This is a genomic window from Mesorhizobium sp. WSM4310 (assembly GCF_007003935.1).
Classification (GTDB): Bacteria; Pseudomonadota; Alphaproteobacteria; order Rhizobiales; family Rhizobiaceae; genus Mesorhizobium.
In genome coordinates this window covers 1-14,271 of the sequence record NZ_VFTA01000005.1, presented here as the reverse complement: position 1 = coordinate 14,271, position 14,271 = coordinate 1, and the positions used below count along the sequence as shown (strand labels likewise).

Genomic DNA, 14,271 nt, shown 5'->3' with positions numbered 1-14,271 from the left:
GCTGCAAGGGCCGCGGTCGACGATATCGCCGAGGAAGAGCACCCGAGGTTCGGCGTCGGACGTGCCTGCATCTCCTGAGATCGCAGCAAGCAGGGATTCCAGGAGATCGGCCCGACCGTGGACGTCGCCGATGGCGTAGGTGATGTAAGGCAAACGGGTTCCTTCTCAGCAACCAACAGCATCAGTGTTTCTATGGCCGTACGTCCCCATGGTCATACGTGCGACCTCGTATCCATGATGAGCGATGCGGTCGAAATCTGAACCCGCAACTTTCGTGAGGTTGGTCGGATAGTTCAGGCAGGATGCACATTCTTCGTCAGTGAGGCCCCCTACGTTACCAGCCTGCATCTTAAACTGCCTCGGAGAAGTGCCGAGCCGGAAAAGGAATCCCGCTATCTCCTCCTGACTTATAGCCTTCATCAGCATTCGCGAACGGAGCGCCCGTATCTGATCGCTTGCGATATCGAATAGGCGTGGCGACGCGAGCCTTCCTTTCAACAGGCTCGACAGAATTCGAGAGGGTGGGCCGAGAGGACCTGAGGCGTCGCTGCATATTAACACGTCGCATCCTTGAAGGCCTTCTATGGGCTTATAAAGAGGTTCAAGGGCCATGTTCTCGTAAGCGCCTCCGTCCCAGAGCCGGACGCTCGCGTAGCGCAGCTCCGTTTTCCGCAACGGGCTTTTCGTGGCGGGATCAGTTTGCCACCACCCCTCCTTAGGCAGTTCGAGCTTGAGGGCGCCGATGACGTAGGGCACAGCGGCCGAGGCCGCCATGGCATCCGCGACCGCCACATCAGGGGAGTAGTGCCTCCCGAACTGCCAGTCGCCCATAGAGTCGCGCGTGAAGCGCCAGTTTTTTCCGGTCTCAAGACAGGTGCTGTTGACATGCCATATTGGGCTCTCCGGAAGGTCGGAGAGCTTCAGGCCGATCTGCCAACGCTCGCGGATGAGCCAGGCCAGCACGTTTGCGCGGCGGAAGAAAATGCGGAAGTTTTGGCGCAGGAAACCGTCAGCCCCTAGCGCTCGAAAGCTAAAGAGGTCCCGGGACACGAGCATGTCTCTGACAGAAGGATAGACCGTCTGTAGGAACTCCGATGACGATGGCCATTTCCCGCCAGCAGCTGAGAATATGGCGCCAGTCACAAGGCTGCCGCCGGAAACGGTTGAGACCTGTGTGACCCGTTCAAGGAGGTGTTCCTCTGCCAGCCACCTAAGGATACCTAGGTGGAAAACGGCAGCGCGGAAGCCTCCCCCTGAAAGGGCTAGACCGATGCTGGTCTTACCAAGCGGAACCTTCCCGCCCATCAGGCCACCTTGCCGACAAGCATTGCCAGGTCCTGCTCGCCAACGATCAGCGAAAGCGCCGGAAGGCCATCCAGGTCAAGCACCAGCGACAGCTGACAGATCTGTCGGATGTCTGTGGTGCTGGGCGATGCCGATGCCCCGCGCGGATGCGAGTGCCACTCGCCGATGTAGCGCACCTGACCTCCGGAACGGCCTCGTGCCTCCTCAATGAGCCGCCGCAGGCCTCGGGTACCGCGGACGAATTCCGATCTCGTCCCGGCGCTGTCAGAGGGCGTGGTAAGGGCGTGGACCGCAGCGACATGCTTTGCCTCTTGATCGACGACACCTACGAGCGGTCCGCCTGTCTCGTTCGGCAAGGCGCCTTCGCGCCTCGCCGTTAGGTCATCGCGCAGCTCCGCCGGAAGGGTGACGGTCCAGCCAGCCATGGAGCTCCTGATCACGGAAGTAGGGGCATTCAAGCAATCGATCCCTCCATCCTCCCGCATCGTCCAGATCCGCAGGACGGCGGTATCGTCGCGCGAGGCAGTCGCGACACCTGCCGCAAGGAGGCCCGAGAGTACGGCAACGGAAGAGGCGGGAATTTTGTTGGTAAGGGCGCGGCATGCCCCCGTGTAACGAAGTTGTTGTCCGGGCCGGAGATGGTCCTTCAACGAGGGGTTCGCCAAGATTTCGCGAAGGTATGTTGTTTCGATGTCGCGCAGGTTCGCCGACCTGTCGGCCGCCTCCGCCATGAGGACCGCCGACCGTCCGTCAGGCGTGAAGAAGGCGCACATGCGACGAGCGAACTCTGGACGGTCCGAGAGCCGGCGGGACACTGGGACGGATGCTGAAGCGTCAAGAATGAGATCCGCACCCCGTAGCGCCTCCGCAAGCCCATCGCTCTGTTCACGGGCCAACACGTTCTCCCGGATGGCGCTAGGGGATGTATCGCGGCGGATGAGTTGCAAGCGCGCAGCCAGGTTGCAGGCCTTCTCTTGCCCCATCTGGCCAGCGGTCAGCGTGTGGCGTGCCACATTGTGAGGGAGGAAATCGTCGTCATCGACCACCGTCCAGCGAAACAGCCCTTCTCGCGCAAGGTATTCAGCTAGGTGCGACCCCAGCGATCCTGCGCCGACCAGCACCAGTCGTCGGAGGTCGGCAGTTCTTCCTGCGATTTCACAAGCCCGCGCTGAATCCAGCTCACGGTGGACGGGTGCGATTTGGATTGGAAAGTCATCCAACCCAGATCGGGTGATCGTGGGCGCAAATAGCGGTACGTAGCGGACAGCCGTTGCTGCTTGGGATGGATTCAGGCCGAGAAGACCTAGTGCCTCCCCGATCCTGCCAGGACTCTCGTTGCAAAGAAACGCCACCGGCTTCGTCGCGCCGATCTCTCCGGTGTGGGGATGAAGCTGAGGCATACTGACCAGGATGCAGGTGATCCAGGTTCTGTCCTCGTCTGCCTTACCCAGCTTTTGCCATTCGAGGATCGCCTGCTTCAGGGCGGTCACAAGATCAGCGTCCCTTTCCGTCAGAAGCTGCGCAAGCTGGCCTAGCGTGCCAGGAGCCTTGCGCATACGCTTCATCGACTGCGGCTCAACCTGCACATGCAGGAGGTGCACGTTTACTTGACCATTGACGCTCCTTCTGTCCTGCGCGCTCGTCACGAGCAGGAAGCGGGCGCGCTCGTCCGCCGCCCACACGCTCAGCTTGCGACCCTCGGCCATTGCCTCTGCTCCGTCCTGCGTGACGATCAGCTCGTGGGCACCGTCATATGGGAAGACAGGATCAAACGGCTGGTCGTCGCCGTGAAGCTCGCCCTCGCACGCCTTCTCGAACCATACAGCTATACGTGCCATTAGCTCCGAAGCGGTATAGTCGCTGCGCACGTCCTGCCATGGCCTGTCATCTACGCAAAGGACGCACGGCAATCCCTCGGGCACCATGTTCTGGTGAGGGGTGTCGGGGAAGTCGGGCCGTGCGACCGCGACGAGAGGAGGGGCGGCGTTGCTCGGCCAGAAGCAGACCGAGACTGTCTCGACGGGATTGATGGCGTAGACCGGGCGCTGTGGCACGCCCAGGTCGATCTCGAAAGAAACGATTTCTAAGTCTTTCCCGGGAAGCCTGCGGTATCCGACCGAGCGGGCGAATTCGGTGCATGCCTTTGTTATGTGGTCCGCAAAGGCGATGGCCAGCGGGATGGCGAGGCCATTCCGTCTGATCGGTTCGCTTCCTTCGGGCTGCCACATGCGTCATCCCGCCCGCGTCGTGCTAGCCGCAGCTATGCTGGTGACGCTCGGTGCCGTCGTCATCATGACCGCTACGCCTGTCGAGGAAATCCTCAGCTTGATCGGCTTCGGGTTCGACTCGGTCGGCGTTTCCATCGTGACCTTGAACTGCCCGTTCGAGTCTTTGATGATTTCCTTGTAGTAGTTCGCGGCCTGCCTGTGCGGCGGCTGCTTGTCCTTATCGTCGGCAGTGCCTTTCGCCGGAATCGGCCAGCTCGGCGAGACGATGATCTCCCGCTGGCGCGCAAGCTCCTCAAACAGCCACTTCACGTCTTCAACGGGTTCGGTGATATCATCGCCCTTTTCGGGAGACAGGGACTTGTACGAGCAGTGGTGAAAGAGCTTCAGCACGTCCCAGTGAAGGCGATGCTCGTTGCCGTGCTCCCTCGATGTCCGGACGATCTGCGAGAGTGACTCGTAATCGATGTCGGCGCCTAGAAGGGCGAAACTCTCGCTCAGTCCTTCGCGCGCCGTCATCTGCACCACGATAGAGCACTCGTTTCGATCCTCGAGGCCGTCGTCGGTGCGCCAGGCGAATGGGCTATGCACGAAGAATTCCGCTTGGCCCGCGTCCCACTTCGAGAAGCCCGGAACGAGTTCTCCGGCATTGACTATGCAATCCGCACGGTCCTCCACGGTCAGATCCCATTCGGCGAGGTATTTGGCGAGGTTGGCTGGGCGCGAGAACACCTTGATGCCGTAGCCTTCTTTCAGACGATGGCGAGCCTCGGATCGGATGGTCCAAGCGTCACCCTCGAGGGAGGTTTCGGTGATCGCAGCCGCTGGCACCCAGAGTTCGTCGATCTTAACGCGGTCATCTCCTTGCAAGATGCGGGCGTGGTCGAACCAGAAGAAATCGCGAGAACCGCAGATGTGGTCATCGTCCAGATGGGTGAATGCGACGACGCGAAATGACTTGCGGTCGGCATCATCCAATTCGTCCCGGAGCGCGTTAGGAAGGTCGATGCGCTTGTCCGTCGGATCGTCCGTGCTGCGCATGTTGGCGTAGTCCATCAGGACGAGGTCATCGTTAGCGAGCCGGATCAACGTAGTGTCAGCGTTGCCGAGGGGGAAAAATGTCAGGTATGCAGTCATCGTGAGGCCATTCCTTTGGGATTGGAGCGAGGATGCTTGAACTGCTTCTCTCGAGCGTTGCCAATTTGTTCCTTCTTGTTCTTCCGGGCGCCGAAGCGCCCGGGTTTATTGCATTTCCGACGTTTGCCGGAGGGTGAGCCAAGAGCGGCCGCAGAGCCGCTCCAAGTACATAACATTGGCTTTCAGGTACCCAACTTTGGGTGTGGCACCATCAATCAAATCCCCTCAGCTGCACCCGCTCGTAGCGCCGCACGTGTCGCACTTCTCACAGGTCCCGTTCCGCACCATGGTGAAATTCTGGCATTCGGAGCAGGAATTGCCGGTGTAGCCTTGCAGCAGTGACTTGGCGCGGCGGTCGGCGGCGAGTTTCTTCGCTTCGGCGGCTTCGTTCGCAGCCGCATCGGTGAACAGCGCCGCCGTCGCGTCCGAGGCTACCGAAGCAGAGCCCGCCGCTTCCTCGAAGGCGATGTCCTCGGCCAGTTCCTTGGCCCGCTCCTCATAGTCGCGCTTGTAGGCGATCGCCTCGTCGCTGGCCGGCTTCAGGGCCAGCACGTTGGAGCCGGAGAAGGCGGTGGGCGCCGAGCGGGCAGGGGTGCCGGTCGAGCCGCCGGCAAAGCCCTTCGGCTCATTGCCGATCGCCCTCGACACCAGCTTCACCGGCGAACCGCGGGTCAGGCCCTTGGAAACGGCGTCGGTCTTGCCTTCGCTGATGCCGCGGCCAAGTGCGGTGTTGGAGAAGTCCGACTGGTCGACATGGGCGAGGTCGTTGCGGCCGAGATAGGAGATGGCCAGTTCGCGGAACACGTAGTCGAGGATCGACGTCGCGCTCTTGATGGCATCGTTGCCGATGACCATGCCGGCCGGCTCGAACTTGGTGAAGGTGAAGGCGTGCACATATTCGTCGAGCGGCACGCCGTATTGCAGGCCGAGCGAAATGGCGATGGCGAAGTTGTTGAGAAGGCCACGCAGCGTGGCGCCTTCCTTGTTCATGTCGATGAAGATCTCGCCGAGGCGGCCATCATCATATTCGCCGGTGCGCAGGAAGATGGTGTTGCCACCGATCTTGGCCTTCTGGGTGTAACCCTTGCGGCGGCCGGGCAGCTTTTCCTGCTCACGCGACACGCGCTCGATGATGCGCTCGACAATCCGCTCGGTGATCTGCGCCGCGCGCGCCGCCTGCGGGGACGCGATCAGTTGCTCGACGGCTTCGTCCTCATCCTCCTCGCCATCGGCGAGCAGCGAGGCGTTGAGCGGCTGCGACAGCTTCGAGCCGTCGCGGTAGAGCGCGTTGGCCTTCAGCGCCAGCTTCCACGACAGCATGTAGGCGCCCTTGGCGTCCTCAACCGTCGCATCGTTGGGCATGTTGATGGTCTTGGAGATGGCGCCGGAGATGAAGGGCTGCGCGGCCGCCATCATCTGGATGTGGCTGTTGATCGACAGCGAGCGCTTGCCGATCTTGCCGCAGGGGCTGGCGCAGTCGAACACGGCGAGGTGTTCGGCCTTGAGGAAAGGCGCTCCTTCCAGCGTCATGGCACCGCAGACATGGATGTTGGCGGCCTCGATGTCCTTCCTGGAGAAGCCCATCGCCGGCAGCATCTCGAACGAGAAGTCGTTGAGCTGCTCGTCGGTGAACCCAAAAGTCTCCTTCACCCAGTCGGCACCGAGCGTCCACTGGTTGAAGACGAACTTGATGTCGAAGGCTGACTTCAGCGCCGCATTGAGCGCGGCGATCTTGTCGTCGCTGAAACCCTTGGCCTTGAGCGAGCCGGGGTTGATGCCGGGCGCCTGGTTGAGATTGCCGTGGCCGACCGCATAGGCCTCGATCTCGGCGATCTGGCTCTCGGAATAGCCGAGCGTGCGCAGCGCTTCCGGCACGGCGCGGTTGATGATCTTGAAATAGCCGCCGCCGGCGAGCTTCTTGAACTTCACCAGCGCGAAGTCGGGCTCGATGCCGGTGGTGTCGCAATCCATGACCAGGCCGATCGTGCCGGTCGGCGCAATCACGGTTGCCTGTGCATTGCGGTAGCCATGCTCCTCGCCGAGCTCGATGGCGCGGTCCCAGGCGGCTTTCGCATGTTCGGCAAGCGCCTGCTGCTTGAGGTCGGAGGCGACCAGCGGCACCGGATTGACGGCGAGCTTCTCATAGCCGTCCTTGTCGCCATAGGCAGCGCGGCGATGGTTGCGCATGACGCGCAGCATGTTCTGGGCGTTGCGGTCATAGTCGGGGAAGGCGCCGAGTTCGGAGGCCATTTCCGCCGATGTCGAATAAGCCACACCAGTCATGATCGCGGTGAGCGCGGCGCAGATGGCGCGGCCCTCGTCGGAATCATAGGGAATGCCCGAGGTCATCAGCAGGCCGCCAATATTGGCATAGCCGAGGCCGAGCGTGCGGTATTCGTAGGAAAGCTTGGCGATCTCCTTCGACGGGAACTGCGCCATCATCACCGAGATTTCCAGCACGATGGTCCACAGACGCACGGTATGCTCGTAGGCGGCGATGTCGATCGTGCCGTCGGCGTTGCGGTAGGGCAGCAGGTTGATCGATGCGAGGTTGCAGGCCGTGTCGTCGAGGAACATGTATTCCGAGCACGGGTTGGAGGCCCGGATCGCACCGGCCGAAGCGCAGGTGTGCCAGTCGTTCATCGTCGTGTTGAAATGCAGGCCCGGATCCGCCGACGCCCAGGCGGCATAGCCGATCTTTTCCCACAGGTCCCTGGCCTTCAGCGTCTTCAAGACCTTGCCGTCCTTGCGGGCGGTCAGGTGCCAGTCGGCATCGTCCTCGACGGCGCGCAGGAAATTGTCCTTCAGCGACACCGAATTGTTGGAGTTCTGGCCCGAAACGGTCAGGTAGGCATCCGAATCCCAGTCGGTGTCGTAGGTCTTGAACGACATCGACGTGTAGCCCTGCTTGGCGAACTGGATGACGCGGTAGATGTAATTCTCCGGCACCGCCGACTTCTTGGCTGCCTTGATCTCGCGCTTCAGGGCCGTGTTGATGGCCGGATCGAAGCAGTCCTCGCCATTGCCTTCGCAATTGACGCAGGCCTTCATGATGGCTTCGAGATGCTTCTTGACGATCTTGGAGCCGGTCACCAGCGAGGCGACCTTCTGCTCTTCATTGACCTTCCAGTCGATGAATTCCTCGATATCGGGGTGGTCGGCGTCGACGATGACCATTTTCGCCGCGCGGCGCGTTGTGCCGCCCGACTTGATGGCGCCCGCGGCGCGGTCGCCGATCTTGAGGAAGCTCATCAGGCCGGACGAGCGGCCGCCGCCCGACAGCTTTTCGCCTTCGCCGCGCAGCAGCGAGAAGTTCGAACCGGTGCCCGAGCCATATTTGAACAGGCGCGCCTCGCGCACCCACAAATCCATGATGCCGCCCTCGTTGACGAGGTCGTCCTGAACGCCCTGGATGAAGCAGGCATGCGGCTGCGGGTGCTCGTAGGAGGACTTCGACTTGGTCAGCTTGCCAGTGAAGGGGTCGACATAGAAGTGGCCCTGGCTCGGACCGTCAATGCCGTATGCCCAGTGCAACCCAGTGTTGAACCATTGCGGCGAATTCGGCGCGACGCGCTGGGTGGCCAGCATATAGGCGAGCTCGTCGCGGAAAGCGCGCGCGTCTTCCTCCGACTTGAAGTAGCCGCCCTTCCAGCCCCAGTAGGTCCAGGTGCCGGCCAGCCGGTCGAAGACCTGGCGGGCGTCGATCTCGGAACCGTAGCGCTCGGCTTCCGGCAGCTTGACCAGTTCGGCTTCGTCGGCGACGGAGCGCCACAGGAAGGAGGGGACGTCGTTCTCCTCGACCTTCTTCAGCCGCGCGGGCACGCCGGCCTTGCGGAAATATTTCTGCGCCAGGATATCGGCGGCGACCTGGGAGAACTGCGCCGGCACATCGATGTTGTCGAGGCGGAACACCACCGAGCCATCCGGATTCTTGATCTCGGAAAGCGCCTTGCGGAATTCGATCTCCGCATAAGCCGATTGCCCTTGCTTGGTGAAGCGACGCTCGATGCGCATTGGTTCGGTCCTTTTGTCTATATATAGCGCTTTTCCCCAGGGATTTCTCCCCCTGATGCGAAACGCGCATGTCCGCCGTCTGCCGGCGTTCGAAAACGGCCGGCTCTCCATTCCGCGATCTCCCCCAGCACTTGCGGCCTGGGCTTCTCGTGAAGCCTCTGTCACAACGCGCCGGCGAACCCTGCGGGTCCCTCAAATCTGATTTTTTCGATTCCCTCACTCGAGGGAAATTCACACTATCTAGCGTCGAACCTACCTGCAAACACTAAATATAGTATTAACAGACAATTTATTCCAGTCCGACAATTCTCCCTTTCGTCGCCCCGCCACCCCACAATCCCAACGCTTCCGCCGGCCTCGTAAACGGGCGGAAATGCGGGCAAAAACGCACATAATCCGGGAAAAAGACCGGGCTCAGAACTTTCCGGTCGCGCTCTCAACAGGAGCACATGGCCTATAAAAGGCGACTCGTTTTGCGCCGTCAAGGATTCGTTTGCGTAGCTTTTGTGACCCCAACATCTTGTGTGTCACACATGTGGATAACGGGGATAGAAATGCGCCGCGGCGATTGCCGTTTCGAGCGGTGGATCTGTGCACTTTGACCGCCGGGAGGCGTCGGTCGTGAGCAATCTGGCCGCCTCGAAAAACCTGTCGGGCCGATATGCCAGATATCAGCCGTAATGCAGCTTCGGCTTCGGCTCGGTGCCGGTGAACTGCACGCCGACCCGGTCGTTGCGGCGCCAGCGGACCTCGCAGCGATAGGCGACTCCGTCGAGCGGCACATAAAGCAGGAAATGATCGGGCACCCGCGCCTCGAGCGGTATTTTTAATTCGGCGCCGCCCGCATGCTGGTTGCGCAGCATCACGGCGATTTCCGAGTTTTGAATCCCGGTGATGACGGTTCCACCCTTGAGCACGCGCGGACGGTGCTCGCGCTCGGGCTCGCCGGTATGCTGCTGAAGTGGGTCTACAGGATTCGCCATCGATCAAACGCCAGATTGGTCGATTCTTAGCGAAGAAGGATTAGCAAACCTTTCATGCCCGTCACATCACAGGGTTGTGAATATGGAGAAGGCGGAGGTCCGCTAGGAGAATCTGTGCGGGTCGGCGCAGAAATAGGCGATGATCTGGCAAAGGTCCGGCTCATTGATCATGCGTACGGCTTCGCTGGAATTGACCCATTTGCGGGTGCGGGAGTGCTTTTCCTTCCAGCGGTCGGCGATCTTGTCGACGTGCAGCGGAAACACCAGCACCTCGCAGGGCACTTCTTCACCCGAAGCCAGAACCTTGGCATAGAAGTAGCGGCCGGCTTCGAGATGCGAGACGGTTCCGCGCAATCCGGCTTCCTCGCCTGCCTCGCGCGCCGCCGCCTCGCAGAGCGGCTCCTTGGCTTCCGGCCAGCCCTTCGGCAACACCCAGCGGCCCGTGTCGCGGCTGGTGATCAGCATGATCTCGACGCCATTCCCGGTGTCGCGCCAGGGCAGCGCGGCAACCTGCAGACGGCACGGAGCGGTGCCGAAGAGTCGCCGGACCCTTTCGGCCAGATGGTTGTGCGTCGTTGGCCTTGTCAACATCGGAGAAGCTAGCCCCAGCCTCCAGAATCGTTTGCCGCCTTACGAATCTTACGGCTAATTCTGACCAATAAAAGTAAAAACTTTGATCAGGCTGGCCGATTCCCGCCAACAGAGGTCGATTTCACAGGATATCCTGCCCCGGGGAGCCATCCACGGAAGCAAATATTGTCGTCGGTGGCGGCTTAGTTGGAAAAAGCGGCGTGTCGCGAATCAGCCGGCGTGGTCGTCGGCGATCGGCTTCTGGTAGGTGAAGCCCATGTCCCAGGGGAAATAGATCCAGGTATCCTGGCTGACCTCGGTGACGAAAGTATCGACCAGCGGCCGGCCCTTCGGCTTGGCGTAGACGGTGGCGAAATGCGCCTTGGGCATCATCGCGCGCACGATGCCGGCGGTCTTGCCGGTGTCGGTCAGGTCGTCGATGATCAGCACGCCGGCCCCGTCGTCGGCCAGCAGGGCGGGGGTAATCTCCTTCAGCACCTGCAACTGCCCCTGGCTGGTGTAGTCGTGGTAGGAGGCGACGCAGACCGTCTCGATGATGCGGATGCCGAGTTCGCGCGCGATGATCGCCGCGGGAACCAGCCCACCGCGTGTGATGCAGACGATCGCCTTCCATTGCCCCTTGTTGGCGCCGGAAAGCCGCCAGGAAAGCGCGCGGGCGTCACGATGGAACTGGTCCCAGGAGACCGGGAAGGCTTTTTCGGGAAGGGACATTTTTCGCGCACTCCGCAGCACGCGAGGACCGCGCGCACAAAAACAGGGGAATGCGCGCGGAATTAACTGGAAAGCCTCGGCCTTGGCAAGGGCGGCTTACCGCGATGGCTGTGGACTTATCGCGACAGGAAGGCCGCCACCTGTGCCGTGCGCAGCACCGTGCGCGTCACGCCGCCGAACAGCAGCTGGCGCAGCCAGGAGTGGCTGTAGGCACCAAGCACCAGCAGATCGGCGCCGGTTTCGGCGACCCGGTTCTGGATCATGTCGTCGACCGAGGTGCCGCCCGATTTCTGCACCGAGACGCTGACATTGGCGCCGTGGCGTGACAGCGCCGACGCGATTTCGGCGCCGGCGGCCTCCGGGGTTTCGTCGAACGTATCGGGCGGATCGATGACCAATATGTCGGTCTTCTCGGCCTCGATGATGAAGGGCAGGGCGTCGAAGGCGGCGCGGGCGGCCTCCTTGCTGCCGTTCCAGGCGAGCAGCACGCGTTTGAACGTGGTGACCAGCGGACCCGCGCTCGGCACCACCAGCACCGGCCGGCCGGCGTCATAGACCAGCGTGTCGACATCGGCGCTCGGATCGCCGCCGGTTTCGCGCTGGGCGGCAATGATAAGATCGGCGGCGCGCACGCTTGAAATGCCGGTCAACGCGCTGTCGCCGGAGAAGCTCTCCAGGCTGCGCCACTCGAAGGAGAGGCCGGAATCCTCGATGCGCCTGAGGAAGACGGCCTGCAGCTTGTCGGCCCGCTCCCGGCTCATGTCGGCCGAGACCTGCAGGAACTCGGTATCGGGAAAGCCGGTCGCCGACGTGTAGGGCACCGGAAGCGCCTCGGCATGAATGCCGATCAGGTGGCTCTGGAAGCGGTTGGCGAGCGGAATGGCGCAGTCGAGCACGCGCTCGGCGTCCTGCTCGTTCTGCAGAATGGCAACGATGGTCCTGAAGCGCATGGTGATCCCTCAATCTGGCGAGTGTTCGAACTCGCGTGAAAGCAACGCCGGCGCGCCATGCTTTGTTCCGGCCACAACGGGTTCAACTCGCCTTGGCGACGAAACCCGCCACCATTGCCTCGACATCGGCGCGCGCGGCGTCGAGGGCCTCCTGGCTGCGGGCGCGAACGACCAGTTCGGTCCAGAACTTGCCGTCGCCATACTTTGGATAGGAGCCGATGATCGTATCCGGATGCGCTTTCTGGATCTCACCCAACGGCCCGCCGACAAGGCCTTCGCCGAACGGACAGTGCACCGTCGCCGACAGCATTTTCGTGCCGGTCTTCAGCGTCGGCACGACATTGTCGAGCATGGCCTGGAAGATCGAGGGCACGCCGGCCATGACGTGGACGTTGCCGATGCGAAAGCCGGGCGCTACCGACACCGGGTTATCGATATGGTCGGCACCGCGCGGCATCCGCGCCATGCGCTTGCGTGCCTCGGTGTATTCGATGCCGCGCGCCGCATAGCTTGCGTCCAGCAGCGCATAGGCCTTGGCATCGTATTCGCAGGGCACGCCGAACGCCTTGGCAATCGAATCGGCGGTGATGTCATCATGGGTCGGCCCGATGCCGCCCGTGGTGAACACATAGGTGTAGCGCGCACGTACGGCATTCACCGCCGCGACGATCTCCTCTTCCTCGTCGGGAACGATGCGCACCTCCTTCAGGTCGATGCCGACGGCCGTCATGATATCGGCGAGGTGGCCGATGTTCTTGTCCTTGGTGCGGCCGGAGAGAATCTCATCGCCGATGACGAGCATGGCGGCGGTAACGATTTCGGTCATGGAGGGCTCCGGCAGGACGGGTCGCCTGAAATAGCGCGGCGCGTGGCTATCGGCAATGCCACCTCGGCGGTGAACATCCGTGCCTGGACGATGCAAGGTTGCAGCATGACCGGATGCAGGTAAGCTCAAACGGGTTCTGGTCCGGGTGAACAATGCTGATATCGATCCTGTCGTGGCTGCTGGCCCTGCTGTTCCTGCTGGCGGTCCTGGGGATCGCCTGCCTGGTGCTGGCGACGCTATGGATCGCGGCGAAGGCGCAAAGGTTGGTGCCGCCGGTCGGAAAATTCATCGAGATCGACGGCAACCGCATCCACTATGTCGATGTCGGCGAGGGGCGGCCGATCGTCTTCCTGCATGGGCTTGGTGCGCAACTCCACCACTTCCGGCACACCCTGTTTGGACATTTCGGCCCGGGCTATCGGCTGATCGCGCTCGATCGTCCGGGATCGGGCTATTCGACGCGCGCGAACGGTGCCACCGGCCGCTTGCCTGAACAGGCGGCCCTGGTGCGCCGCTTCATCGAAAAATTGGCGCTGGAAAGGCCGCTGGTGGTGGGCCACTCGCTGGGCGGCGCCGTCACGTTGACCCTGGCCGTGGAACATCCCGAGGCAATTTCGGGCATCGCCTTGCTGGCGCCGCTGACGCATCTGGAAAACAGGGCGCGGCAAGGATTTGACCTGCTCTATATCCCCTCGCGCCTGCAGCGCTGGATGATGGCCTATACTGTGGCGATACCCCTGAGCCTGCGCTATGCGCGGCCGACAATGGAATTCATCTTCGCGCCGCAGGTCTTTCCCGCGGACTACATGGTTGACGGCGGCGGCTGGCTCGGGCTGCGGCCAGTCCATTTCCAGGCGACATCAGCCGATGTGGTGGCCGTCGAACAGGATCTCGGCCGCATCGAACAGCGCTATGGCGAGATTGTCATGCCTGCCGGCATCCTCTTCGGTACGGCCGACCGCGTCATCGACATCCGCATCCATGGCGAGCCGATGCAAGGCAAGATCGCAGGGCTCGATTTCGAACCCGTCGACGGCGTCGGCCATATGCCGCAGTTCGCCGAGCCCAAGCGGGTGATTGGCTTCATCGAGCGGATTGCGGTCCGCACATTTCCATCACCACAGCCTCACGACAATTTCAATGAACCAACCGGCTGACCGCCGGGTTTACCCCGTGTCGCATCCAAGGCGACCAAGACACGGAGTAATGCAATGTACAGGAAATTTCTTGCAGCATCGGTTCTGACGATCGGTCTCACCACATCGGCGATGGCACAATCGTCCGACGGCGCATATTCGAACCGTCACAGCTGGTGGCCGTTCGGCAACGAAGAGTCCTCAGGCGTCGACCAGAACACGACCGGAAGCATCAATGGCGATCGCTCTGGGCTGGACAGCCTTGGCAATTCTGGTCCAGCCGGCCCGTGTGCATACGGCACAGCGGGTCCTGATGCGAATGCTCAGGGCAACGTGAACGACCAGTATTGCGGCAAATAGTTCAGCCGCCGGGCAGCGGTCGGACCCACGACG

General features: G+C 61.9%; 11 protein-coding genes. 2 read left to right on the top strand and 9 right to left on the bottom strand.

All coding sequences use genetic code 11. The features are described from left to right. Nucleotides 1-165: 165 nt before the first annotated feature. The 9 genes from FJV80_RS07780 to FJV80_RS07740 form a co-directional block, all read right to left on the bottom strand. Nucleotides 166-1,305 (bottom strand): patatin-like phospholipase family protein, encoded by a 1,140-nt coding sequence (locus FJV80_RS07780; protein ID WP_142876029.1) that lies wholly within the window; start codon nt 1,303-1,305, stop codon nt 166-168. Then, complete coding sequence (locus FJV80_RS07775; protein WP_142876028.1) at nt 1,305-3,533, bottom strand: ThiF family adenylyltransferase; 2,229 nt, start codon at nt 3,531-3,533, stop codon at nt 1,305-1,307. The genes FJV80_RS07780 and FJV80_RS07775 overlap by 1 nt, the downstream gene beginning before the upstream one ends. A gap of 3 nt (nt 3,534-3,536) precedes the next feature. Continuing rightward, nucleotides 3,537-4,667, bottom strand: a complete 1,131-nt coding sequence (locus FJV80_RS07770) for a hypothetical protein (RefSeq protein WP_142876027.1) — start codon at nt 4,665-4,667, stop codon at nt 3,537-3,539. A gap of 225 nt (nt 4,668-4,892) precedes the next feature. Further along, nucleotides 4,893-8,681, bottom strand: a complete 3,789-nt coding sequence (locus FJV80_RS07765) for a vitamin B12-dependent ribonucleotide reductase (protein ID WP_095791526.1) — start codon at nt 8,679-8,681, stop codon at nt 4,893-4,895. 671 nt (nt 8,682-9,352) lie between these two features. Beyond that, the gene (locus FJV80_RS07760; RefSeq protein ID WP_095788144.1) at nt 9,353-9,664 is read right to left on the bottom strand and encodes a PilZ domain-containing protein; all 312 of its coding nucleotides are present in this window, start codon (nt 9,662-9,664) and stop codon (nt 9,353-9,355) included. A 102-nt stretch (nt 9,665-9,766) separates the two neighbouring features. Beyond that, nucleotides 9,767-10,255 (bottom strand): NUDIX hydrolase, encoded by a 489-nt coding sequence (locus FJV80_RS07755; RefSeq protein WP_019857844.1) that lies wholly within the window; start codon nt 10,253-10,255, stop codon nt 9,767-9,769. 210 nt (nt 10,256-10,465) lie between these two features. Beyond that, a complete protein-coding gene (gene gpt / locus FJV80_RS07750; protein WP_095770312.1) occupies nt 10,466-10,966 on the bottom strand; it encodes a xanthine phosphoribosyltransferase in 501 nt (166 codons plus the stop codon). A 116-nt stretch (nt 10,967-11,082) separates the two neighbouring features. Next, nucleotides 11,083-11,916, bottom strand: a complete 834-nt coding sequence (locus FJV80_RS07745; protein WP_095770311.1) for a universal stress protein — start codon at nt 11,914-11,916, stop codon at nt 11,083-11,085. A gap of 82 nt (nt 11,917-11,998) precedes the next feature. Further along, nucleotides 11,999-12,742: a competence/damage-inducible protein A gene (locus FJV80_RS07740; RefSeq protein ID WP_095788145.1), complete on the bottom strand. Its 744-nt coding sequence runs from the start codon at nt 12,740-12,742 to the stop codon at nt 11,999-12,001. A 152-nt stretch (nt 12,743-12,894) separates the two neighbouring features. Here FJV80_RS07740 and FJV80_RS07735 point away from each other — a divergent pair, with 152 nt between their 5' ends. Continuing rightward, the gene (locus FJV80_RS07735; protein ID WP_095770309.1) at nt 12,895-13,899 is read left to right on the top strand and encodes an alpha/beta hydrolase; all 1,005 of its coding nucleotides are present in this window, start codon (nt 12,895-12,897) and stop codon (nt 13,897-13,899) included. Between the two features lie 54 nt (nt 13,900-13,953). Next, on the top strand, nt 13,954-14,238 hold the full coding sequence (locus FJV80_RS07730) for a hypothetical protein (RefSeq protein ID WP_095770308.1): 285 nt from the start codon (nt 13,954-13,956) through the stop codon (nt 14,236-14,238). The last annotated feature ends 33 nt before the right edge of the window (nt 14,239-14,271 follow it).